The organism is Parabacteroides sp. AF27-14 (genome assembly GCF_003635425.1).
Taxonomy (GTDB): domain Bacteria; phylum Bacteroidota; class Bacteroidia; order Bacteroidales; family Tannerellaceae; genus Parabacteroides; species Parabacteroides distasonis.
Genome location: NZ_QTLZ01000009.1, coordinates 119,685 through 145,692 on the forward strand (window position 1 = coordinate 119,685; position 26,008 = coordinate 145,692).

The window sequence follows — 26,008 nt, forward strand, 5'->3', positions numbered from 1 at the left end:
ATCAAATGATATGAATAAGCATCTAATCACATGCATCCTTTTAGTACCCTTGGTATGTTCCTGCGGGAAACAGGCGACCACCTCGGTCGATACCCGGGAACCTTTACTATTAAATGACAGTTTACAGGAGATTATAACACTGGATACGGTTCGTGACACACCATTAACCAACGAGTTATTGCTCAATGGCCGTGTCAGTTTCAATCCAGAGCGAGTGGCCCATGTGTATCCGATATTTGGTGGAAATGTCACCTCCATTCATGCGGAAGTTGGCGATTACGTAGGGAAAGGAGATGTCCTAGCGGTGATCCGGAGCGGCGAGATCGCTGATATCGACAAGCAGCGAAAGGAGGCCGAGCATCAACTGGCTATCGCTAACCGTAACTTGGAGGCTACCCAAGATATGGCCCGGAGCGGTATGGCTTCCGACCGGGACTTCCTGCAAGCCCAGCAAGAGCAAGCCGATGCCGAGGCCGAGACCAAACGTATCCAAGAAATGTATTCTATTTATAACATAACAGACCCATCTACCTATGTGGTGAAAGCGCCGGTCTCCGGCTTTATCATCGATAAGAATATAAACCGGGATATGCAGATCCGTTCCGATCAAGGGGAGGAGATGTTTACCATTTCCGGTCTCGACGATGTCTGGGTGATGGCCGATGTCTATGAGGGAGATATCAGCAAGGTAAAAGAGGGGGCTACCGTTCGTATCACCACTTTGGCCTATAAGGATATGGAGTTTACGGGAACGATCGATAAGGTCTATCATATGCTAGACCGAGAAAGTAAGACCATGAGCGTAAGAGTCAAATTAAGGAACGAGAAGTATATGCTTAAACCCGGAATGTTTACGAACGTATATGTACAGAGCGCGGTAAAAGGAGAAAGTATGCCTTGCGTAAACGCCCATGCCGTGATTTTCGAGGATGGTAAAGAATACGTTGTCTATGTCTCGAAGGAGGGATATTTGCAAATGCGTGAGATCTCGGTGTATAAGCAAACCGAGAAGTTCTGTTACCTGCGATCCGGCTTGAAGGATGGGGATCGGATCGTAGATCGGAACGCTCTCTTGGTGTATAACGAATTAAAGTAACCAGACGATATGCACACATTCATAGATAATATCATAACGTTCTCCCTCCGGAACAAATTCTTTATCTTCTTCTGTACCACGATCACCGTAATCGCCGGTATCACCAGCTTTATCCATACGCCGATCGACGCGTTTCCGGATGTGACGAATACGAAGGTGACGATTATCACCCAATGGCCGGGCAGGAGCGCCGAGGAGATCGAGAAGTTTATCACAATCCCGATCGAGATCGCCATGAACCCGGTACAGAAAAAGACGGATATCCGGAGCACAACCCTTTTCGGTCTTTCCGTCATCAACGTGATGTTCGAAGATAAGGTGGATGATTTCTTCGCCCGCCAGCAAGTTTATAATCTCTTGAACGACGCCGACCTGCCGGAAGGGGTCACGCCGGAAGTGCAGCCCTTATATGGTCCGACCGGCGAGATCTTCCGCTATACATTACGTAGCGATAAGCGTTCCGTCCGGGAATTGAAGACCTTGCAGGATTGGGTGATCGAGCGGAAGTTGCGGGCCGTACCCGGTGTAGCGGATATCGTCAGCTTCGGAGGAGAGGTAAAGACATTCGAGGTTAGCGTCAACCCGAATCAACTGATCAGTTACGGGGTAACAACCTTGGAACTTTATGACGCTATCGCGAAAAGTAATATCAACGTAGGCGGCGACGTGATCACGAAAAGCTCGCAAGCCTATGTCGTGCGGGGTATTGGCTTGATTAACGATATAAAAGAGATCGAGAATATCGTCGTAAAGAATATCAATGGCACGCCAATCCTTGTCAAGCACTTGGCTACCGTACACGAATCCAGTCTTCCCCGCCTAGGGCAAGTGGGCCGCATGGAGGAAGATGATGTCGTACAAGGCATCGTTGTCATGCGAAAAGGGGAGAACCCCGGCGAGGTAATCACCGCCTTGAAGGATAAGATCAAGGATATCCAACAAAACACCTTGCCGGAAGACGTGCGAATCGTATCGTTCTACGATCGTGAGAATCTGGTAGATCTGGCGGTCAAGACCGTAACACATAATCTGGCGGAAGGTATTCTGCTGGTAACTTTCATCGTATTAATCTTCATGGCGGATTGGCGTACGACGGTGATCGTGTCGATCATTATCCCGTTGGCACTCCTCTTCGCCTTTATTTGTCTCCGGGCGATGGGGATGAGCGCCAACCTCTTATCTATGGGAGCGATCGACTTCGGTATTATTATCGATGGCGCCGTCGTGATGGTGGAGGGGCTTTTCGTGGCATTGGACCGGAAAGCCCGTGAAGTCGGCATGCCCGCTTTTAATTTGATGAGTAAGATGGGTATTATCCGTCATACGGCGAAGGACCGTGCGAAAGCGGTTTTCTTCTCTAAGCTGATTATCATCACAGCCTTGGTCCCGATCTTCTCTTTCCAGAAGGTGGAAGGAAAGATGTTCAGCCCGCTCGCTTATACCTTGGGGTTCGCCTTGTTGGGAGCGTTGATCTTTACGTTGACATTGGTACCCGTCCTCTCTTCCATGCTATTAAAGAAAGAGGTGCGTGAGAAACATAATCCGTTCCTTGCGTGGATCAATCGGAAGTCGATCGGTATTTTCGACTGGTGCCACGCCCGTAAGAAGCGGACAATCACGTTCGCCACGCTGGTAGCCACCGTAGGTATCTGGTGCTTCACCTTGTTGGGCAGCGAGTTTCTCCCGCAACTGAACGAGGGCTCTATTTATATCCGTGCGACCTTACCGCAAAGTATATCTTTGGATGAATCCGTTACGTTGGCCAACCAGATGCGCCGGAAGCTGGCGGCTTATCCGGAGGTTCGTCAGGTCTTATCGCAAACCGGCCGGCCGAACGATGGCACGGACGCGACAGGTTTCTACAACATCGAGTTTCATGTGGATATATATCCCGAGAAAGAGTGGGAAAGCGAACGCTCGAAAGCGGGCCTGATCGAGAAGATGCAAGAGGATCTGGCGATCTATCCGGGCGTGGATTTTAACTTCTCGCAGCCTATCTCGGACAATGTAGAGGAAGCGGCCAGCGGCGTGAAAGGTTCCATCGCCGTGAAAGTCTTCGGTAAAGATCTATACGAGTCGGAGAAAAAGGCGGTAGAGGTTTTCAAGGTCTTGGAGACCGTAGACGGTATCGAGGATCTGGGCGTTATCCGGAATATCGGCCAGCCGGAGCTGCGGATCGAGTTGAACGAGTCTCGTTTAGCCCGCTACGGCGTGGCCAAGGAGGATGTACAATCCATTATCGAGATGGCGATAGGAGGTAAGAGCGCCTCCCTGCTTTATGAGGACGAGCGTAAGTTCAATATCATGGTCCGCTACGAATCCGCTTTCCGCCGTAGCGAGAATGAGATAGGCAAGATACTGGTTCCGGCGAAGGATGGTTCCATGATTCCTATCCGCGAGCTGGCGGATATCCATACGATTACCGGCCCGTTGATTATCTACCGGGATAACCACGCTCGTTTCTGCGCCGTGAAATTCTCGGTCCGGGGCCGCGACATGGGTAGCGCCGTGGCTGAAGCCCAGCGGAAAGTGGAGAGGCAGGTAAAGCTCCCCGAAGGCTATACCTTGAAATGGACCGGAGATTTCGAGAACCAACAACGGGCTACCAAACGCTTGGCCCAAGTCGTCCCCGTAAGTATAGCGATCATCTTCGTGATCCTATTCGTCCTTTTCGGCAACGCCCGGGATGCCGGACTGGTCTTATTAAACGTGCCTTACGCCGCCGTCGGAGGTATCTTGGCCCTATTAATCACGAGTTTCAACTTCTCGATCTCCGCCGGTATCGGCTTTATCGCCCTCTTCGGTATCTGTATACAGAATGGCGTGATCATGATATCGGACATCAAGAATAACCTGCGGGAGAGGCATCCTCTGGAAGATTCGATCAAGATGAGCGTGAAATCAAGGGTACGTTCCGTATTAATGACCGCCTCCATGGCCGCTATCGGCCTGCTTCCGGCCGCCTTGAGCCACGGTATCGGATCGGAAAGCCAGCGTCCTTTGGCGATCGTGATCATTGGCGGATTAATAGGAGCCACGTTCTTCACCCTCTTTGTCTTTCCGTTGATGGTGGAGGCTTTTTATCGACGAATGCTTTATGATAAGAACGGTAAATTAGTGCAACGTAGGTTGTAATTGCTATATTTGTAGCAAGAAAGTCCGGAACTATTAGGGAGGGCGACTGGAGTTATTATGCGAAAGGATTATACTTACTGATCTTTTCACGGCTGTGAAAAGATCATATCACAGAGGTGAAACGATCGTATCACAACTGTGAAAAGAACGATTCACCTCTGTGATACGATTAGCATCACCCTAAGTACGCATTACTAATGATGGACATTCTTAATTAATACATACGATACAATGGCGAAGATATTATTAGTAGAAGACGAGATAAACATCGCCTCTTTTATAGAAAGAGGCTTGCGGGAGTTCGGGCATGAGGTATATGTCGCTTATGACGGTGCCGCTGGTTGGGAACTGACACAGAAGAACGATTTCCAATTGCTGATTCTGGATATTATAATGCCGAAGATGAATGGCCTGCAACTTTGCAAACAGTACCGGCAACGGTTCGGTTACCATGCCCCCGTGATTATGCTGACCGCCTTGGGAACCACCGAGGATATCGTTAGCGGGCTGGATGCCGGGGCGGATGATTATCTGGTAAAACCTTTCAGCTTCCAAGAGCTCGAGGCCCGCATAAAGGCGTTATTACGTCGATCGGGAAACGAATCCGTCCATATGGCTCTCCGGTGCGGAGATCTGGTCTTAGATCCTCCAAGCCATCGGGCTATACGGAATGGGCAGGTCATCGATTTGACCGTAAAGGAATATAGGCTCTTGGAATATTTCATACAGAACCAAGGAACGGCCTTGAGCCGGATGAACTTGCTAAAGAATGTCTGGGACAAGGATTTCGATACCAATACGAACGTGGTCGATGTTTACGTGAATTATTTGCGCACGAAGATAGACAAAGACTTCGAACCTAAGCTAATCCATACCGTGGTGGGTGTGGGCTATATGATGGAAGCATGAAGACAGGAAACAAGATCGCTCTCTTTTACTCGGCCATTACCATAGGCGTGATAGCCGTCGTGACGCTTGTCTTCTATTGGGTTTCCACGAGCTATATCTCTCGCCTGTACTATTCTTACCTGACGGAAAAAGCCTATGCCACGGCACAGAAGCATTGGGAGAAGGACGAGACCGACGACGAGAGCTATGCCCGTATCCAACAGCGTTACGAGGAAACCCTTCCCGTCGCTACCGAGATATTGCTGAACGCCGATAGCTTGGAGACCCGGCAAGTGCTGTCCCGTTATCTGGACGCCACGCAGGTGAGATCTCTATACCAAGAGGATATCGTTCACTTCAAGCACGATACGCAAATGGGAGCGGCTTTGTATTATCCCGACAACGAGGGGAATTTCATCGTGATTGTCCTTTCCGGGAATCAGTATGGGATGGATATCCAGCATCGGATCGGCTGGCTGTTGCTGGGATTGATATTGGTTAGCTCGGTATTGATCTATTTTGTCGGCAGACTATACGCGACCCGGATGGTAGACCGGATCGACGCTGCTTACCAAAGTGAGAAAGCGTTTATCAGCAACGCCTCGCATGAGTTGAACAATCCACTGACAGCCATTCAAGGCGAATGCGAGATCAGCCTGCTGAAAGAGCGCTCCCCGGAGGAATACCAAGCGGCATTAAGACGTATCGCTACGGAGACAAGCCGTATCATACAATTGATCAAACACTTGCTGTTCTTGTCGCACGGGGATAAGGAGATCCAGAAAAGCGCGATGGAGACGATCTTCCTAGCGGACTTCTTGATGCAGTTCTCCTCGGCCCGGATCTCGTTCTCCCCGGATAATTTCTCTTATATGATCCGTGCCAATCCCTATTTATTGAAGATAGCGATCAAGAATATCTTGAGCAACGCCTGTAAGTATTCGGACGATAAACCGGTAGAGATGCGGCTTCGAGGCAGTGTCTTGACCATATCCGACCGAGGTATCGGCATTCCTCCCGAGGAGTTGAAACGAATCTTCCAGCCCTTTTACCGGGCGAGCAATACCCGGGAATACGCCGGGCATGGTGTCGGGCTAAGCCTCTCGCTACGCATATTGAGCACCTATGGGGCGAAGGTGAATATTACTTCTGATCTAGGAATTGGGACGAGCGTGGAGATCGACTTTGGGTAGCCGTCAGGTATTCTTTAGCCGGACCTGTTATTTCGACAGACTCCGGCGTTACCCCTACCGCCTCTTCCGAAGATATAAGTCCGCGATCTACCAAGCGATCCAGTATTACCCTGTAAAAATCCTCATAATACGGCTTCAACCGCAACCCGTCGAAGCAATAGCGGACCTGTTTGGGCTTGGGGATAATACTGGCCATAAAAATGCACTCGGCAAGGTTTAATTGGGAAGGTTCCTTCGCGAAATAATAACGTGAGGCCTCGGCGGCTCCATAAATCATGGGGCCCCATTCGGCGATGTTCAGATAAACCTCAAACATCCGCTCTTTAGAGGTCAGATGATCGCTCTCGATCAGCCATACGATTAACATTTCCTCCAGTTTGCGGGCGATCGTCTTATTACGGCTCAAGAATACATTCTTCACCAATTGCATGCTGAGCGTACTGCCGCCACGGGCGAAACGTCGTTCCTTGATATCCTGTATCAACGATTCCCGGATAGCGCTTGGAATAAAACCGTTGTGATAAAAGAAGCCGGCATCCTCACTCTGCATGATCGCTAAAGGAAGATAACGGGATACGGCGTTGAACGGGCGGAAAGAGGGATTCGCCGGACCGATCTCGAAAGAGCGTACCGGCTCGCCTTGCTCATAGACAGTATATTCAAATGGCTCATTCATCTTCCGCAAATCTGTATTCCCATAGGCAAGGATCTGGAAGTCCTTCGCTTTCAAGGTAGACTCCAAGATCAAGCTGTCTACCTGTCCGAAATCCAGATCCAATCGAAAATGATAGGAGAGGGTACCTTCTGTTCTCAGGCCTTCCAGATTGTAGAATAAGCCTTTAGGCAGGGAGGAGAACAGTTGATCCGCAGGGAAATCCCTTTTATTCACAGAGGCCGTGATTTGCCAACTGGTATCTTTAACGATCTTCAGATAAGGATGGAAATCCAGATGATTAAACCGGATATCACTGACGCTATCTAATTCGATATAGTTCTTACCGATGTTTGTCCGGAAGTGTATAGAGCCTTTATCCAGTAAGACCGTGTCCGGAGATATACGCTCTTGGTGGATGGTAAGCCCGCTCACATAGGCGCTTCCGAGTAAGGATTGTATGTCTTCTTCTATTTTAGGTCCCTTAAGCTCGAAGGCCAAGGTGTCGAAACGTACCGATGCCCCCCAACGATATTCCAGAAAAGGAAGAGGAATCTTCGTATGCTCGTCGGCGTAGAGACGGGCTTTCACGAGTCGCTCCTTATCAGAGATAGAGCCTTCGCAAATCCATTCGCTACGAACTCCGTTCTCCGTGCTATTTATATGCGTAGAGAATTGATTGTTAGTAAGATTGAGTTCGGGTATCTCTAGTATTAGTTCATCTCCTTTATTACTATAAGAAACACATAAATCATGTACCAAGGCATTTCCGGGCAATAAATTGAAAAGGAGACTAAGGGAGCGTTCAGCCTTGCGCGCGTAATCCCGTTCCTTATCATCTACAGCTGTTTCCTCTGGCTCACCTGGGTGATTCGATGGTTTATAAAGGAAATCAAAATTAGCTCTCTCTCCCTTCTTAATAAAATGAATATGCAAATTATCCGCTTGTACACTCTCTATGGAAGGGGTAAGTAGCAATAATCTGCCAAGCTCCAGTTTCGCTTGAAGCCTGTCCGCATGTATCAACGTATCAGCATCAATCGGGATAACGGTCAATCCCTCCATACGTACGGTACTCAGCCCCATCAACCGGATCTTATCATAGCGTATGTCAAGATGATGCCTTTCGGCAAGTTTACTCAATTTATGTCCCGCATACGCCCCTAAGATCAGGTCGATGCCCCAAAATGCCATAAACAAGAGAAAGCCAATAAAAATAAGAACTGCTATAAAAGATCTTTTATGGGATTGATTCATGCTCATCTATATTGTTACCCAGCGGACAAAAGTACTATAATTAAACGAATGGATTTCTTTTTCGATAAACAATCAAGGACTTAATTTAGTTATATTAAAAAACTAAAGTTATATGGCGTATAAGATCGCGTTTTTTGGTGCTAAACCCTACGACATCGCTTCTTTCGATAAGATCAATGAGCGGTATGAGTTCGATATTCGTTACTATAAAGGACATTTGAATATCAATAATGTCGTCTTAACCCAAGGGGTAGACGCAGTATGTATTTTCGTGAACGACACGGCTGATGCCGCCGTAATAGACGCTTTGGTTGCCAATGGTGTGAAACTGTTGGCGCTTCGTTGCGCCGGTTTTAATAATGTGGATTTGAATGCCGCCAGGGGGAAATTACCGGTCGTACGCGTACCGGCTTACTCACCCTATGCGGTCGCTGAATATACGTTGGCCTTGATGTTATCGTTAAACCGTAAGATACACCGGGCATACTGGCGTACGAGAGATGGCAACTTCTCCTTGAATGGCTTGATGGGATTTGATATGCATGGCAAGACCGCCGGTATTATCGGTACCGGAAAGATCGCCAAGATATTGATTCATATCTTAAAAGGATTGGGGATGCGTGTATTGGCAAACGACCTGTATCCGGATGAGAAATTCGCCAAGGAGGAAGGGATCACCTATGTCGCTTTGGACGAGTTATACAAAGAGTCCGATATCATTTCCTTGCATTGCCCGTTGACCGACCAGACCCGTTATCTGATCAACGACGATTCGATCGCCAAGATGAAAGACGGCGTAATGATTATCAATACGGGACGCGGGTTACTGATCCATACCAACGCCTTGATCGAGGCATTGAAGACCAAGAAAGTATCTGCCGCTGGATTGGATGTCTACGAGGAGGAGGGAGACTATTTCTACGAGGATAAATCGGATAAGATTATCGATGATGATGTCTTGGCCCGTCTGCTCTCGTTCAACAATGTGATCGTTACTTCCCATCAGGCGTTTTTCACGAAAGAGGCTCTGCATAATATCGCTGAGACTACCTTGCGGAACATCAAGGATTTCGAGGAAGGCCGTCCCTTAGTGAACGAAGTGACCAAGTAAATTCTAAAAAGGAACTATTATTTATCGCTGATTTATTATATTTTTGTGGCCATTGCTTGGTGGGAACCCAGCAATGGCTTTTTTAATTCAGAGGTATATATATGGAAATAGATAGTCAGACAGGTTTGGTGTTGGAAGGTGGCGGAATGCGTGCCATATTTACGGTGGGAGTATTGGATTATTTTATGGATCATGATATTTGGTTTCCTTATACGATCGGAGTATCGGCGGGCGCGAGTAACGGAATCTCGTATGCTTCCCGCCAGCGGGGACGCTCCCGTTTTAGCAATATCGACCTATTGAAGAAATATAATTACATAGGTCTTCGTCATTTCTTACGGGGGAGGGGATATATCGATCTGAATTTCTTGTTTTATGTCTATCCGGATTTGTATTATCCGTTGGATTACGATACCTATTTCAAGTCCAAGGATCGGTTCGTTATGGTCACGAGCAATTGCTTGACGGGTAAAGCGGAATATTTCGAGGAGAAGAAAGATAAGAAACGTTTGGTGGATATCTGTAAAGCATCTTGCACCTTACCGATCCTCTGTCCAATTACGTATGTAGACGGGATACCGATGGTCGACGGAGGCGTATGCGACGCCATCCCTATCCGACGGGCTATCGCTGACGGCTTCTCCAAGAACGTCATCATCCTTACCCGTAACAAAGGCTATCGGAAAGAAGAGAAAGATTTTTACCTTCCCGGCTTTATTTATAACAAATACCCGGCGATCCGGGAACAGTTGCGACTACGATACCGGCAGTACAACGAGGTCTTGGATTACATAGACCAACTGGAGGCCGAAGGAAAAGCCTTCGTCATCCGTCCGCAAAGCCCGATTAAAGTCGGTCGTACCGGAAGCGACACAAAGAAACTGGAAGAACTATATGAGGAAGGCTACGAATGCGGAAAACAAATCACTCAATTGTAGAGACGGGGCATGCCCCGTCTCATCCCCTCAAAACAGTATTTTATTTACAACCTTGCAAATCCTTACTTAACCGCATAGCGCAGAAATTAGGACCGCACATCGTACAGTACTCTCCATCCGTAACAGCACTCTCCTTATAATACTGTAAAGCCCTTTCCGGGTCCAAGGACAAATTGAACTGGTCTTTCCAGCGGAAATCAAAACGGGCCTTGCTCAACGCGTTATCACGTACTTGAGCGCCGGGATGCCCTTTCGCCAAGTCAGCGGCATGCGCCGCTATCTTATAAGCGACCACCCCATTACGCACGTCTTCCTTATTCGGCAATCCCAAATGTTCCTTCGGCGTAACATAGCAGATCATAGCCGTCCCATGCCAAGCGATTTGCGCGCCACCAATAGCCGACGTGATATGATCGTATCCAGGAGCGATATCGGTCGTCAACGGGCCCAGCGTATAGAACGGCGCTCCATGGCAGGCATACTGTTGTTCCTTCATATTCTCATGAATCTTATTCATGGGAACATGGCCCGGGCCTTCGATAATCACTTGTACGAACTGCTCCCAAGCTATTTTCGTCAGTTCTCCCATCGTGTGAAGCTCGGCGAATTGCGCCGCATCGTTCGCGTCATAGATAGAACCCGGACGAAGCCCGTCTCCGATAGAGACCGCCACGTCATATGCCTTTAGTATCTCGCAGATTTCGGCGAAATGTGTGTACAGGAAGTTTTCCTCGTCATGAAGCTGCATCCATTTAGCCATGATCGATCCGCCTCTGGAGACAATCCCCGTCAGGCGAGTCGCCGTCAGCTCCACATGTTTACGCAACAAACCCGCATGGATCGTGAAATAATCCACGCCCTGTTCCGCCTGCTCGATCAACGTATCCCGATAGATCTCCCAAGAAAGGTCCTCTACCTTACCATTCACCTTCTCCAAGGCTTGATAAATAGGAACCGTACCCATCGGAACCGGGCAGTTACGGATAATCCACTCGCGCGTCTCATGGATATTATCGCCGGTAGAGAGATCCATCAACGTGTCTCCGCCCCATTTACAACTCCATATCGCCTTCTCGATCTCCTCGTCGATACCGGAGGAAAGAGCGGAGTTACCGATATTGGTATTGATCTTTACCAAGAACTTCTTACCGATAATCATCGGCTCGGCTTCCGGGTGATTGATATTCGCCGGGATGATCGCGCGACCGGCGGCGATTTCCTTGCGGACGAACTCCGGCGTGATATACGACTTCAGTCCCAAAGCCTCGATTTGCTGGTTCTCACGAATCGCCACGTACTCCATTTCCGGAGTGATAATACGCTTCTTCGCATAATACATCTGGGTGATATTCTTACCCTCTTTAGCCCGGAAAGGCAAGTATCGCTTGGGGAAACGCAGGGAATTCAGACTCGCGTCCGCCAATCGCTCACGGCCATAAGCGGAAGTCAATTCCGGCAATTGAACCACATCTTTACGCTTACCGTACCACTCCTCACGTATACGAGGAAGTCCTTTAGCGATATCAATCGATATCTTGGGATCGGAATACGGGCCGCTCGTATCGTAAACGATTACCGGATTGTTCTTCTTGAAGATTCGCTCTCCATGCTCATCCAAGGTTACCGTGTCCAACAATTTAATCTTACGCATACCAACCTTGATCTTATTGATCTCGCCCGGGACATAAATCTTTTCCGAGGACGGATAGGAAATACGCATATTCTTTTTAGTAGCCATATGTATTTAGTTTAGTACTTATTGATTTCCTCTATAAACCGGCGGGTTTCCTCCACGGGATCGGGGGCATTGATAATCGCGCCCGAAACAGCGATTCCGGTTATACCCGTCTCCATCAAAGGGCCTACGTCTTCCAACGTAATACCACCTATCGCGAAGATAGGAATATCAATGCCAGCCTCCTTACATTGAACGATAATTTTACGATAACCTTCCAAACCTAAGATGGGACTCAAATTCTTCTTGGTACCTGTAAAGCGATACGGCCCTAGTCCGATATACGAGGCGCCTCGTTCTACGGCCAGCCGGATATCCTCGAACGTGTTAGCCGTAGCCCCGATATAGAAGATGGCATTGGAGTCCAACTTGTCTTTCAGTACTTCCCAAGCGATATCCAAGGGAATGTCATTCTTACCTAGATGACAAGCCGTAGCGCCACATGTCACGGCGGCTTCCAGATCATCGTTTACGCAGAAATCCACGATTCGCTCACATTCGTCCGCGCAGATAGTGGCACATTTACGTACGGTATCCTCATAGATCCCGTCTTTCATACGCAATTGTATCCACGAACATCCTCCTTGGATTGCCATGCGTACCTCGTCGCATTCCGTATATTTAGGTGTACGATGCGTTATAAACATCAAGCGGTTACTCCCACCAAAAGGAGGGCGTAATCCGGTTGTTCTCCGACCGACTCTTCCATTCTCATCATATCCGAAATAATAATTTAAGGCCATACTTGTAATCGTTTGAATTGTTTTATGAGTTGATCCGCAACAAGAAGGGAGGGATCGTTTCCCCAAAGGGCCCCGAGAACGGCGACACCGCCGAAGGGGATATCTCTTAATTTCGTTATTGTTTGTGAGCAGATTCCTCCCAAGGCGATCACCTTATCATCGATGATGCCCTTTGCGTTTCGCAATCCATCTAAGGGGAATCCGCTACCATATCCTTCTTTGGATATACTCTGAAAGATCGGGCTAAGGAATACATAGTCGCATACCGGTTTATACTTGATAATCTCTTCCAGACTATGGCAAGAACGACTTATACTGCCTTTATATAAAGGTGGAGCTTCCGGGTTCCTCTTGTTCAAATGGACTCCTCCTAAAGCCCTTTCTTCTGCCAAGGTAAACCAATCATGAAGAACGATCCTGTCGTAATAAGCCGGAGAGATGTTATCCAATAAGCCCTCCAATTCATCACGTTTACAATCCGGTTTACGTAGATGTAAACGAGACATTCCTTCCGCGAATAGAAGTTCGATCAAAGAAGCTTCATCCGCGAAAAAATAAGGTGTAGTAATTACGACCAGCTTATTCATGATTCCATCGGATTTTATGAAGGGCAGAGGGTGAGAAGAAGTGGTTTACAGGTCCGTGCCCTTTTCCCATGCATACATTTGCCCCGTGAACGAGCGCATTATTCATATATTCCTTGGCTAATCGTACGGCTTCCACCAATAAATGGCCGAGTGCCATATAAGCGGCGATGGCGGACGATAGCGTACAGCCCGTTCCATGGGTATTGAAGGTCTCCACTGTTGGCGAAGCCAGACAAATCGGATTATTCTCATTGATAAATAACCGATCCACCGTTTCTACTCCGGGAATATGCCCCCCTTTGATCAATATAGCCTTACATCCTTTTTCCTGCAATTTCCGGGCGGCAAGTAAGATATCCGCCTCGTTATTGATTTTTATACCGGAAAGATATTCCGTCTCGGGAATATTCGGAGTAAGCAGTGTCGCTTTAGGGAACAACTCATCCATGATGGTTCGGATGGCGTCATCCTCCAATAATTTACTTCCGCTCGTGGATATCATCACTGGATCTAAAATGATAGAAGTTCGTCGGAAGGAAGGTAAAGTCTCAGATACAACCTTTACGGCATCCTTGTTATGTAGCATCCCTATTTTTATGGCATCTACAATGAAATCCTCAAGAATGGCTTCGATTTGTCCTCTCAAAATCTCGGGAGAGATCGCTTGGATCCCTCGCACTCCCTGTGTGTTTTGAGCGGTTATAGCCGTTATCGCCGAGGCTCCAAAAACACCCAGCGAGGAAAAAGTCTTAATATCCGCTTGTATTCCGGCACCACCGCCACTATCAGAGCCCGCGATCGTTAAAGCTACCGGATAACGGTACGTTTCATTTTTATCCATCTAACATTCGTTTTTCTTACGGCGGCATTACCCGCATCAAGTAGTAAGGGTATGATCTCAGCCCATATAGTATGGCACCCCTTCGACGACGCAAACTTAGTGAAAAAAATCGATATTAAGATATTTCCGGCTTTTAAACGATAATTTTAACGCAAGGTTATACTTCCATAAATCGTAGGCGGGAGCCTTCTGGTTTTAGAAGGCTTCCGTCATATTCATATAAACCGCCATCCCTTTTTGGTTCGGGTCTTTGCCTACGTCTAAGCGGAAGTTCTTGCCGGGTTGCATTTGGATACGTAAGCCTACGCCGTAGTTGAACTTCCATTTATTCCAGTCTACGATAGGAGCGTTTCCGATCGTACCCGTGCCGACCCAGCCAACAAAACCACACTTCGCCCAGAAATTACCGCTCTTATATTTCTCCACGCTGCCGAACATATGACGATACTCCAGAATCCCATACGCCATGGTCTTGTCACGGTACTTGCCCCAATAGTATCCGCGAAGATCGAAAGGAGAGCCAAACGAAGGAAGCTCCGTAAAAGGAACGTTTCCCACACCGATTTGTGTCTTGGCGATCCATGCCAAGGTGCTACGAGGACGAAATACTTGCTGGAATTGGCGGTATTCCAGCTCGAACATCTCATAATTATATGCACCGCCTAAATACTTTCCATACACTTTAGCGATCGCGCTTAGTAACATACCGGAACTTGGGGTCGCCACGTCATTTCGTGTATCGTATTGAATCAAGCCGCCGACACCGATATTGACATAATCTCGTTTGAACTTATTGAAATAAGGATCTTCGGCCATCACCGGGTTGATATCATCTGATTTGCTGAAATTAATATCAAAAAGAGGACCCGTATATAAATGAGGCCTAACTTCCCATACGAAACGGGGATATAGTTGGAAAGAACTCTTATGGAATTTCGTTGTCGAATCGCTTTTCTCGATTTGCTCGATCGTCTCATAGCCTTTCCCGAAATAATGCGAAGGTTCGTTCCGATAACCGTAACTGATATAAATACGGAAGCGATTCTCGTTGAAGAATAAGGTACCAGCACCGGCAAAAACGAACGTCCCGTTTAAGGTGATGTTAAATCCCGCAGGGATAAACGATCGTTGGGATATCGTATCATTCTTGTTTAAGCGAAAGCTAGCCAAAACCGCGCCACCTACGCCAAAGGAGGCTTCCGGCGTATAAGACGGTCCACCAAGGATAGACCACCAGATCCTTTTGTTGGCCCGTATGGAGTCTTTACGTAATTGTTTATGATAACGTTGTATTTGCTTTTCGGTCATAGGCTTACCGTCCAGCATCAGCACTTCTTTCGGAATCGTGTCATTGGAAATACCTTGCGCCTTTACGGAAAAGGCGAATAGAAGGCAGGCCATATAAATTAAAAGATATCTAAACATTATTTTAATCAATATTTAGAGGGCAAAAGTACGAAATCCTCCTAATATGTATTCTTAAAGAATCCCTAATAAAAAAGAATAAACAGCTAAAAAGAAATGCTATTACAGTCTGGGGGTTGTAGAGACGTAGCGTGCGTGCTGCGTCTCTACAGCTAAGATTGGTATAAGACCTTGCCCTCTTCGGATATTAACAGCAAGGTTAGTTCGCCGTCGGGAAGGATAGGAGCGCAATACGATTTACATTTTTGTAAAAGTAATGGGAAGAAACGATTTTGTTCTTTTTCCGCAAGAAGCTCCCATAATTCACGGGCCAACGTAATCCGATTGATTGCATCTACGGTCGCCTCCTCGCATTTCGCTTCTTTCGCTACATCTTGAAGGAAGCCTTTGTTCATGACGACTTTTTTGCTGTGTGTATCTAGGAAACCTTCCGCAAGTTTCACCGCCTTGCCGATCATGATACCTAAGATAACCTGCTTGAAACCTAAATCGGCAGCGATCTTTAGCGTCTCTCCGATAAAGTTCCCGTAATGGACGAATGATTGTGGAGGCAAAGAAGCGTATAAGCTCCGAAGGTAGCGTTCACTCTTCGCCCCGGAATTAATAACCAACGTCTCGCAACCTATCGCTTTGGCGACACTGGCTTCTTTCCGTATCGAGGCGATAAAAGCGTCCGATGAGAAAGGACGCACGATTCCGGATGTCCCGATAATGGAGATTCCCCCGATAATTCCAAGTTTCGGATTGAAGGTACGTTTCGCCAACTCCTCGCCACCGGGAACCGAGACCGTGACAATAGCGACGGAATCGGGTGAGGGCAGGAGTGGAATCAGCTCTTGCCGGATCATCTTACGGGGCGTGGCGTTTATAGCCGGGCCGCCGACTTTCAAGCCGAGTCCCGGAAGGGTCACGGTTCCGACTCCTTCACCTGCTTGGAAGATGACTCTTCCCGTATCGTCGCTTTCTGTTTCTTGACAATATTCTTCTTGTGCCATTACCGTGGCACGCTTGTGCCATCGGCTTGGCACAGCTGTGCCATCACCGTGGCAGAGTCGTGCCACGGCGATGGCACAACCGGATGCATCGAGAGATAATTGAACAGTAACCCGGATCCGGCTATGATTCGTCACGTCCGGATCATCCCCAGACTCCTTGATCACGGTACAGGTGGCGGAACACCCGGCCCATTCGGTATAGGCTACCGGCAACGTTATCTGTTCTCCCGAGGGTAATGTTATCTGGCTTTCTGTTTGTTCCTTCCTTGATAATAAGGCCAATAAAGCGGCTTTTGCGGCGGCGGTAGCACAAGCTCCGGTCGTATATCCGCTTTTCAAGGGAAAGAATTCGGGTAATAGGCGTTCGATTTGTTTGCGCAATCCGTCTTCACCATACACTCGGTAGAAAGTTTCCGGTAATGCGGGACGCTTCACGACAAATACTGGTATTCCGAATTGGCGGGCAGCGTTCACTTTATCCGTAAAATAGCCGGAGAAACCACTTTCCTTTGTCAAGATCGCATCCGGATGGAGTTGCTCCAACAACTTTAACTCATCCTCACCTTCTCGATAGAAAACCAGACGTTCTTGGGGGAAGCCCTGCTTCTCGGCCAACGACAAAGATTCCTCCCGCTCCAATATACGGAACCAAGTGGTATGCGATCGCCAATAAGGGCGGAGCGGGGCAAGGGTGTTCACGCCACTGAGGGCAAGCAGCCGTTGGATACCTTTGTTTTCCATTTGGTGAATTGCGTCTGCATAACTATCGCACCAAATCAAGTCCTCATCACGAGGTGGATACCGACGTTCGTAACGGATCACCGGAATCTGTAAACATTTCGATACTTTTTCGATCGTTTGGTGTAACACTTGAGCGAAAGGGTGTGCCGCATCAATCAATAGCTTAATCGCGTGGTCACGACAAAAACACTCCATTTCCTCCGCATTCATGGCTCCGGTCAAACGGATTCCATGCGCGCATTCAATGGATTGCAAAGTTCCTTTCGTAGAATAGTAATAGGTAGCGGCTGCCTCGTCCGCTATCCGCACAGCCACACGGCCTTCTGTCGTTCCTCCAAGGATCAGTATCATTACTTACGGAAAAGATGTTTGAATTCATCCGCATATAAGCGGGATAGACCCTTGCGATTATCGATGGCATCCCCGACGACAAGTAATGTTGTCAGTGTAAGATGATTCTCTTTTACGATTTTCGCGAGATCTTTCAGTTGCCCACGGTAGATCCGCTCGTCTTTCCATGTCAATTTATAGCAAGCGGCTACCGGAGTGGTTGGAGCGTAATGTCGCAATAATTCCTCTTGGACCTTCTCTACGACACCGGCGCTTAAGAAGATACACATCGTACTTTGGCTTTGAGCCAGTTTGTGCAGTTGCTCTTTCTCAGGCATGGGCGTACGTCCTTCGCCACGAGTGAGGATGATCGTTTGTACTTTCTCCGGAATCGTGAACTGGGAATAAAGAGCGGCGGCGGCGGCTTGGAAAGAGGAAATACCCGGAGTGATATGATAATCCATCCCGTATTGATCAAAGTAATTCATTTGCTCTTGAATAGCTCCATAGATGCAAGGATCGCCCGTGTGCAAACGAACGACAAACAATCCTTTATCATAAAACTCTTTCATCAACGCGAACTGTTCTTCCAGATTCATATCCGCCGAGCTTCGCACCGTAGCGCCTGCCTTCGCGCATAAGGTAAGTTCTTTCGGGACGAGGCTTCCTGCATACAGGATCAAATCCGCTTTCTCCAACATTTGCCGTCCGCGGATAGAGATCAAGTCCGGATCGCCGGGACCGGCTCCTACGATCTCGATATGTCCCTTGCGGCAGGCCGCCCGATCTAACGCTACGGCAAAGGTATATTCATTTCCTTTCCCTAAATCCGCTTTTTGCTTCTCGACCAAAAGCGGACCGCCATGAGCCGCATAAATGGCGGAAGCTTCCGATACACTTGGGGATTCGGTTACCTCCAGTACCTTCTCCGAGGGATTGGGTACCGGGATATCTTTCAGCTCCTCCGATGTATAGGTGTGGAAAGGGCATTCCATAACTCCATAAGCCAGTAATGTCAGCACCGGTTCGCATTTCTTCAAATCGATTGTATTTACATCCGCCAAAGCTTCCGGATATAGGCGTTTATCACGCAATACATCTTTAATATGTTCGTAAACGACCGTAGGATCGCCTTGCATATCCTTGCGGCAACCCATTCCTAGGTGGAGGACTTTCGGTATATAGGTGATCGTAGGGATGGATGTATCGTATTGTTGGGGACTGACGATCATCAATAACTCATAGTCTTGCTGCGGTATCGCCTCGAAGGAATAAAAGATAGAGACATGAGACGGGACCGTACGCTCCAAATAATCCGTTCCTTTATCTCGTATATCAAGGAGTAGCGCTGTCGGTTTTCCATTGACAAAAGTGGAGATGGCGGCATTGCTATCTTTGACGATCAAGGTCCAATCGTATTTCTTCCCTAATGTATCGAGCGCCCATAGGTTTGCGTTGTCGCTTTGTGTCGTAATAATCGCTTCGGCTCCTAATAGGTTCGCTAACTCTTTGGAAAGATCGTTCGCTCCACCGATATGTCCGGATAAGACAGGAATCACGTATTTGCCGGTACTATCTATACAAACCACGGCCGGATCGGTATGTTTATCTTCCGCGAAGGGAGCGATACTGCGTACGCAAATTCCCATCGCTCCTATAAATACCAAACTACTGGATTCGTGAAAAACCTCTTTTGAGAAAGAGCCGAATGGTAAGATCTTCGCCTCGGGATAAGAAGCAAGAATTCGCTCAGCAAGCACCCGGCTGCTACCGGATATTGGAATAATTGATATTGTACTCATAATTTATAAATAACATTCACGGTAATCGTATTAAAATCATCAATCGTGATACGGGTTTGGGCGGATATCCGAAGACCGGTTTGGCGGACCGCTTCCTCTAAAAGCGCTTTGCTTTCGTCGGATACGGAGTTGAAGACGATGACACCGTTCTCTTTCATCTTTTTGGAAACTACCATAAGGATCTCCACTAATTTCCCGCCATGTCCGCCGATAAAGATTGCATCCGGAGCCTCCAACGCTGATAAATCCACCGATAAGAAATCTCCGATTATAGCCTCGATACCCGGAGTCCCAAAACGACGACAATTCTCAGTCATTAACTTTCGTCCCTCTTCCCGGATCTCAAAACTCGTGATATGCAAATGCGGGAACAGCAATTTAGCCTCTATCGAGACAGAACCCGTGCAAAAGCCGATATCCCAAAAACGTTCCCGGTTTCTCAGATCCAGCATGCTTAAAGATAACAAACGGATCGGCATTTTGGTTATCATCTTCTCCCGCCCGCTCAAATGCTCGAACGCGGAATCCGGCAGGCCGAACTTACGGGAATGCCCGTCACGTTCTTTCCGGAGAATCAAGCAATTCGGATGAACGAAATTATTCATTGCTGCGGCTTGTATACTGAATTGGCGGATGCTCTGCCGTTCGGTATTTCCTAACCGTTCTCCCACGAACATGGTATAATTATCATAGCCGTATTCCAGCATCCGGCGAGCGATAGTCGTAGGCGTATGTTCCCGATCCGTGAGCACGCCTATCTTAGACGCACTTTCGATCAAGGCACGATCGAACTCGTGCCAAGGCCGTCCGGTAAGGGAGACGATCCGCATATCGTGGTAAGGCATCAATAGATTTTGTGCCAAGAGTTGCAAGGAATTAAATGACGGGTACAGGCGGATTTGCGCATCCGGCAATCGGTTTTGAATCGTAACGGCGAATCCGAAAAACAAAGGATCTCCGGAAGCGAATACAACGATGCTTTCCCGACCGTCGTACGAACGATAGCGATCGAAGACCTCGTCCAACGGGACTTTTATATCGATCCAGTCCGCTTTCTCGGGCAAGAGCGAACGTACGATCTCATGATGCCGCACGCCTCCGGAGAACACCCGGTGGGACGAGATTATCTCCAATATCTCCGGCGGAAAGTATTGCCGCATATTATCATCCAGCCCTATGACATAAAATCGGTTCATACGTCTCTTCCCGGCTTTAATTGTTCTGCGTCATTAAAACAAAGGATGGCATTCACTAGCGTAGCCGCTAAATTACTACCTCCTTTACGACCTTCCACGATTAGTTTCGGTATACCGATAAAAGGTTTCACCATATGTTTGGATTCCTGCACATGTACGAAACCTACCGGAGCCGCGATAATGCCAGCTGGAGTGGCTTTACCTTTACGTATTAAATCGCATAATTCCATAAGGGCGGTCGGGGCGTTCCCGAAGACAAACAGAGCGGTCGGATGCTCTTCCACGGCCCGACGAATACCGGCTTGAGTACGGGTAATTCCTTTGCTCGAAGCCATCTCAGCGACCCGCTCGTCTTGAAGGTAACATTTCACTTCGACACCCAGACGTTGCAGAGCTCCCTTACGAATGCCGGAAGCAGCCATCGTGACATCGGTGATGATCGTAGGAACTTCCCCGCCGCTGATCTTATTATATAATGTAGAGACAGCATCCGGGTCGGCATAAAGGATATTTTCCATATCGAAATCGGCCGTCGTATGAATGGCATGGAGTAACGCCCATTTCTTATCCAACGGGATCTCTTGGTTTTTCAATTCCTTCTCGATCGTACGGAAACTACGGATCATGATGTCCTGTCCGATACCCGTATCCATTTTCTTTTGTTTGATCTCGCCATAATATCCCCGGGGAGTGATCATATGATTCCCGGAAAGATATGTTTGTGAGTTTCCGATCAAGACTACCGTAAACATATCGATCTGCTCGGGGTCCAGATCTGCGAGCGTAGTGACGAATACTTCTTGCTCCTCCCGTCCGGCCTGACGTACATAACCGACCGGAGTCTCCGGCTTGCGTTCTTGCAGGAACAATTCTTTTAAACGATAGAGTTGCCAATAACGTCCCTCGCTTTTTGGATTATAGATCGCCGTAACAAAATCGGCCATGGCCGCCGCACGAATCCGTTTCTCGATCAGTTCCCAAGGAGTCATCAAGTCTGAGAGGGAAATCACACAGAAATCATGTCCGATAGGAGCGCCAAGCAAGGACGCAGCTTTCTGGAAAGCGCTGATGCCCGGATACGACTCGATCTCGATCTCGCTTCCGGATTCTTTCTTCATCTCATAAATCAGAGGAGTCATGCCATAAATACCGGCGTCACCGGAACTGATCACGCAAACCGTCTTTCCCTCGTTCGCATAAGCGAAAGCTTGCTCGGCACGAGCTTGCTCACGTTTCATACCTGTATCTATACATTCCGTTCCCTCACGAAGCAAGTGGGTGATAAAACGGAAATAATATTTATATCCTATGATGACATCCGAGCTTTGGATAGCGGCCAAAACCGCAGGCGTTATATCGGCCTCGCTACCGGGGCCGATTCCGGCGACTATAATCTTGCCTTTATTCATTCAAATCTATTTTATAATACAATGTTCTCAATAAATATAATACAAATATACAGGCTTTACTTCTTTCTTCTCGCTTTTCGCCTGATATATTTTATCGCAAGCCATACACCGGATAAGGAAACGAACGTGCCTCCCAACATGGTTCCCCACATCACGATATTCCATAAGACCGGATGATCTACCAAGAATTTCAGATTCAAGCTATGCAATGCCGGATACATCCAATGGTTCCAACGAGACGGCGTATTTACATAACGGTATTGTCCATTACGGGGATTAATGTAATAACAACTATTATCCACGTCTTGAATAGATACTTTCCAGACCGGGAGTTCTAAATTCCTTTTTCGTGAGATATAATACGTATCATAAGCATCCAACAGTTTGATATCAGCCGTGGTCCCGATACCATGTATCTGAGACAATACGGAACGGATTTCTTCCGGTCGCAGGTTCAATAAAGATATCCCGTCACTCTTATTTGCGTTCACGACAATATCCTTCGTGTCTGTTTGTACGATGTAAAAGGGTATATCACCAAAACTACTCCATTCCAATTGACGGATCTGGCCGGGATAGGCTTGTATGACCGCCCTGTAATCCAACGGATAATCGAGTGGGGAAGGAGCCATCTTCCGCAGTTCTTGAACCGGGTTTATATAGAGCTTGGCTTTCAACCCCCAATCCTGTACACGAGCTAAAGACATCATACCACTAAAGCAGAAGGTGAGGACGAATAAACCGAATAACACCCCAAGAATATGATGCCATTTATACCAGAACTTCTTATAAGGGGAAATCAAATGACGTCTCCTCGCTAACCGGAAATCCCGTATTCCTAAATAGATCCCGGCGATACACATAACGCACCCGATTCCGGATAACCAGACAACTACCTTTATCCATAATTCAGCGTCTTGCCGCAAGGAAGTGAAATAGACCCAATGAGGGATCGCCCCGAGCCAAGCCCAGAAACGACTGTTTTTATCCGTATATTGCAAAACCTCCCCGGATTTAGAGGATATGTATAATTCATGTCGTTCCGGATCGGCGAAATGGAATTTATAGATCGGAAATTCCTCTTTTAAACGACCGAATGGAATCCATTGGTCCAAGGTGTACAAGGAATCTACCTTCGCTATGGAAGAGGTATTCCATAGTGATGCCACACGTTGGATACGATTCCAGTCGATTACGGGTAATCTTTCCGTCGAGTCGGCAGGAATATCATAGCTCCCTTTCTCCGTCCGGATATGAAAAACAGTTTGTCCCAAATAGCTGTTTAAGGTAACATGGCTTATCCGCTCGTTCTGCGGTAAACGTTTCTCTATCTGGTCTAACGAAGGAAGATTCTCCAGAGAGAGAATATCCATCTTCGCCCGTTTATCGGCCCGATCCGCTCGCGGGAACGTATGGTAGATCATTACCAATCCCGATAGGAACCAAACGAGGAACAGGATACTGAGCGCCGTGCCCAGTATCCTGTGTATAAATTGCATGATCTTTGTCAATAGATTCATGAGCGTATGTTCTATATATTATAATGTATAGAAGATAGCCACTTGGAAATTACGAGGCATGCTTGGCACTATCTGTTGTCCGAGCGCTTGGTTATAATAATTGTTGTCAAACAAGTTATTCAAGTTGAATGTAAGGTGAATATTGTTGTTCAACAAATAAGACATACCGAAATCGGTTACCCAATACGGATCGAACCAAGAGTTGTTAGATGTATTACGGTATACTTTACCGGTATAACTGCTACTCAAGTGAAATTCCAGATTCTTCAAGACACCCCGAGGGATGGTATAACTGCCGTATGCGTAGAAAGTCTGGTTCGGTACGTTGCTCTGCCAGTTTCCTTCTTGGCTATTCAATTGTTGCTTTGTCTCATCCGGGTTATTGCCATAGATAGCCTCGATCAATTCCGGATCCTTTATTTCTTTCATCTCCCGGATCTTGGAGTCGTTCAATCCATAACCGATCGTCAGCGCTAAGGTGCTTACCGGAGAAAGAGTGACATCAAAATCAAAACCTTTGGAATCTTGTACACCCACCTGTCCGATTACACTCATCGTGGTAGTCTCGCCGTTTACTTCCTCTTGATAGTTGTTGGTCAACGTAGCCGTACTGTTCATCTTCCGGATATAGAACAAGCTGGCATTGGCGCTTAATATATTGTTCAATTGATATTTAAGACCCACCTCGGCTTGGTATCCTTTCTCCGGCTTAAATACTTCCTCATTGCGAGCAGGCTCGAAACGATTTCCATCACCTCCTACATAAATGACGTTATCTTGATAGAACGTACGGATCGGCTTGAAGAAAGAGGCGAAAGACGCATAAATGGATGTATTCGGATGGGGCAGATAGACCGCTCCGAAACGATAAGTCAACGCCTTATTCTTTATCATATTGAAGCTTGAATGCTCCTCATACTCACGTCGTCCGGTAGGAGTTGTAGCGCTGGCGGACATATAACGGAAAAAGTCGTAACGTAGAGCGGCTAATACCTTCCATTGCTCGTTGAACTCAACCATATCTTGAAGATAAAGGCTGTTGGAATAATGATGCGTAACCGTTGCTTTCGAGAATTTACTGGTCATATATCCCATGCTATGCGGATCATAAACGGATACATGCGAATAAAGGCCGGGACCCTGAACATCATCTCCTAAATTATAGCCCGAATAGCTGGTACGATTCAAGGCGACGAAAGAGTAACCTCCCATATACGTATGCTTTATCTCACCCGTCCTGAATTTACCGCTTAGCTCGAGCGTATTGGCTACCGTCTTGGCTATATGGGAGAAGCGAAGCGGGAAAGAAAGATATACACTGTCCAAACAGATATATTTTTTCTGGCCGTTTTTCATATAATAATGATCATAGATCGGATCATCACTTTCGAGATAGTCGAGGGCTTCCGTCCCAAAATAGTTGATATCGTCGTTATTGTAAGAAAGGCGATCTGTTAGTTTCGCGCCGTTCCAAAAAGTATGTGTGTATTGCGTCGATACGTTCCATGCGTGATTCTTCATAAAGTCGGACTCGTTATTGTAGCGAGCCTCACGGTCAAGTCCCGGTAGCATCTCATTTTTATGGAGATATAACTGTCCTGTTTGCACATTATATACATCATTTGCCATTAAATCGGGAAGACCGATCTCCGTCCCATAGAAGTCGCGGTTAAAACCTCCGCGAACATCTAATATGTCACGTTCCGTCATTTTAGCTTGCAATGCCAGATAACCGGAAAAGCGACGGTTGCCATTATCACGCCAGCCCTCTTGATCGGAAAAGTTGACATTGGCGTAATAATTGACCGGACCGACCAATTTACCGCCCATGCCAAGTGTCGCCTCTTTATTCTCGTAACTACCGTAGGCCAATCGAGCATTAACGCTCTGTTTCTCTGACGGGGATTTACGAACGATATTCAAGGTTCCACCTACGGCTGAATGTCCGTAAAGTACAGAAGCCGGTCCCTTTAATAATTCAATAGACTCGATACAGGATAGATCGGGTACGGGATAAGAGTTGTTTATTGCCGAACGTTCATCGCGGATACCGTCTATCATCATGATAGAATGATCGAAACCACGGATCGACAATTGTTGAAATGCGCCATAAGATGTCTGGAATCGTACGCCCGGCATAAAGCGTACCGCATCTTGGATATTACGGATACCTCGCAACTCCAAACTACTCGCCGTAATGCTATTAATTGAAATAGGAAGATATTTCATAGGTACGTCCAACTTCGTGATTTGTGGACGTGGCTTGCGTGCGGCGGTCGCTACGACTTCTTGAATATTGAATGTCGTATCGGCGAAATTCGTGTACTCATTCTTGTGTTGTGCCTGCATCGTACTGATACATAAGGCTGTCAACGGTAAGATTGTCAAAACTCTTTTCATATATTTAGCATTAT

Annotated in this window: 18 protein-coding genes and 1 riboswitch; of the genes, 6 read left to right on the forward strand and 12 right to left on the reverse strand. The window is 47.3% G+C overall.

Annotation, left to right across the window (positions count from 1 at the left end; all coding sequences use genetic code 11):
* Positions 1-10: 10 nt before the first annotated feature.
* The 4 genes from DWY79_RS11525 to DWY79_RS11540 all read left to right on the forward strand — a co-directional run bounded on the left by DWY79_RS11525 (position 11) and on the right by DWY79_RS11540 (position 6,312).
* Entirely contained in the window at positions 11-1,096 is a 1,086-nt protein-coding gene (locus DWY79_RS11525; RefSeq protein ID WP_121961134.1) for an efflux RND transporter periplasmic adaptor subunit, read from the forward strand.
* Positions 1,097-1,105: 9 nt separating this feature from the next.
* Positions 1,106-4,231 (forward strand): efflux RND transporter permease subunit, encoded by a 3,126-nt coding sequence (locus tag DWY79_RS11530; protein WP_122369359.1) that lies wholly within the window; start codon positions 1,106-1,108, stop codon positions 4,229-4,231.
* 231 nt (positions 4,232-4,462) lie between these two features.
* Positions 4,463-5,140 carry a response regulator transcription factor gene (locus DWY79_RS11535; RefSeq protein WP_008772182.1) on the forward strand — a complete coding sequence of 226 codons (678 nt, stop codon included), beginning with the start codon at positions 4,463-4,465 and terminating at the stop codon, positions 5,138-5,140.
* Positions 5,137-6,312: a HAMP domain-containing sensor histidine kinase gene (locus DWY79_RS11540; RefSeq protein WP_009275926.1), complete on the forward strand. Its 1,176-nt coding sequence runs from the start codon at positions 5,137-5,139 to the stop codon at positions 6,310-6,312. Before DWY79_RS11535 ends, DWY79_RS11540 begins: the two co-directional genes overlap by 4 nt.
* Here the strand turns inward: DWY79_RS11540 and DWY79_RS11545 are convergent.
* A complete protein-coding gene (locus DWY79_RS11545; RefSeq protein ID WP_122369378.1) occupies positions 6,263-8,221 on the reverse strand; it encodes a biosynthetic peptidoglycan transglycosylase in 1,959 nt (652 codons plus the stop codon). The two genes, DWY79_RS11540 and DWY79_RS11545, sit on opposite strands and share 50 nt — an antisense overlap.
* 112 nt (positions 8,222-8,333) lie before the next feature.
* Between DWY79_RS11545 and DWY79_RS11550 the strand changes: the two genes are divergently transcribed.
* Entirely contained in the window at positions 8,334-9,332 is a 999-nt protein-coding gene (locus DWY79_RS11550; protein ID WP_122369360.1) for a 2-hydroxyacid dehydrogenase, read from the forward strand.
* A 101-nt stretch (positions 9,333-9,433) separates the two neighbouring features.
* Positions 9,434-10,270, forward strand: coding sequence for a patatin family protein (locus tag DWY79_RS11555; RefSeq protein ID WP_005862333.1), 837 nt, complete (start codon positions 9,434-9,436; stop codon positions 10,268-10,270).
* Positions 10,271-10,310: 40 nt separating this feature from the next.
* On the opposite strand, the gene thiC is transcribed toward DWY79_RS11555, so the two are convergent.
* From thiC to DWY79_RS11610, 11 genes are all read right to left on the reverse strand, one after another.
* Entirely contained in the window at positions 10,311-12,008 is a 1,698-nt protein-coding gene (gene thiC / locus DWY79_RS11560; RefSeq protein WP_005862332.1) for a phosphomethylpyrimidine synthase ThiC, read from the reverse strand.
* Positions 12,009-12,019: 11 nt separating this feature from the next.
* On the reverse strand, positions 12,020-12,748 hold the full coding sequence (locus tag DWY79_RS11565) for a thiamine phosphate synthase (RefSeq protein WP_048927289.1): 729 nt from the start codon (positions 12,746-12,748) through the stop codon (positions 12,020-12,022).
* Positions 12,739-13,335, reverse strand: coding sequence for a thiamine phosphate synthase (locus DWY79_RS11570; protein ID WP_121961924.1), 597 nt, complete (start codon positions 13,333-13,335; stop codon positions 12,739-12,741). The genes DWY79_RS11565 and DWY79_RS11570 overlap by 10 nt, the downstream gene beginning before the upstream one ends.
* On the reverse strand, positions 13,328-14,176 hold the full coding sequence (thiD, locus tag DWY79_RS11575; RefSeq protein WP_122369361.1) for a bifunctional hydroxymethylpyrimidine kinase/phosphomethylpyrimidine kinase: 849 nt from the start codon (positions 14,174-14,176) through the stop codon (positions 13,328-13,330). Before thiD ends, DWY79_RS11570 begins: the two co-directional genes overlap by 8 nt.
* Positions 14,171-14,268, reverse strand: a riboswitch (TPP riboswitch). Its footprint overlaps the gene before it by 6 nt.
* A 103-nt stretch (positions 14,269-14,371) precedes the next feature.
* A complete protein-coding gene (locus tag DWY79_RS11580; protein ID WP_122369362.1) occupies positions 14,372-15,601 on the reverse strand; it encodes a BamA/TamA family outer membrane protein in 1,230 nt (409 codons plus the stop codon).
* Positions 15,602-15,753: 152 nt separating this feature from the next.
* Positions 15,754-17,688, reverse strand: a complete 1,935-nt coding sequence (cbiD, locus tag DWY79_RS11585) for a cobalt-precorrin-5B (C(1))-methyltransferase CbiD (RefSeq protein ID WP_122369363.1) — start codon at positions 17,686-17,688, stop codon at positions 15,754-15,756.
* On the reverse strand, positions 17,688-19,469 hold the full coding sequence (gene cobM / locus DWY79_RS11590; protein WP_122369364.1) for a precorrin-4 C(11)-methyltransferase: 1,782 nt from the start codon (positions 19,467-19,469) through the stop codon (positions 17,688-17,690). Before cobM ends, cbiD begins: the two co-directional genes overlap by 1 nt.
* Positions 19,466-20,665 carry a bifunctional cobalt-precorrin-7 (C(5))-methyltransferase/cobalt-precorrin-6B (C(15))-methyltransferase gene (locus DWY79_RS11595; protein ID WP_057317050.1) on the reverse strand — a complete coding sequence of 400 codons (1,200 nt, stop codon included), beginning with the start codon at positions 20,663-20,665 and terminating at the stop codon, positions 19,466-19,468. Before DWY79_RS11595 ends, cobM begins: the two co-directional genes overlap by 4 nt.
* Positions 20,662-22,074, reverse strand: a complete 1,413-nt coding sequence (gene cobJ / locus DWY79_RS11600) for a precorrin-3B C(17)-methyltransferase (protein ID WP_122369365.1) — start codon at positions 22,072-22,074, stop codon at positions 20,662-20,664. Before cobJ ends, DWY79_RS11595 begins: the two co-directional genes overlap by 4 nt.
* 56 nt (positions 22,075-22,130) lie before the next feature.
* Positions 22,131-23,594, reverse strand: coding sequence for a PepSY domain-containing protein (locus DWY79_RS11605; protein WP_122369366.1), 1,464 nt, complete (start codon positions 23,592-23,594; stop codon positions 22,131-22,133).
* A gap of 18 nt (positions 23,595-23,612) precedes the next feature.
* The gene (locus tag DWY79_RS11610) at positions 23,613-25,994 is read right to left on the reverse strand and encodes a TonB-dependent siderophore receptor (RefSeq protein WP_057318755.1); all 2,382 of its coding nucleotides are present in this window, start codon (positions 25,992-25,994) and stop codon (positions 23,613-23,615) included.
* Between the last annotated feature and the right edge of the window lie 14 nt (positions 25,995-26,008).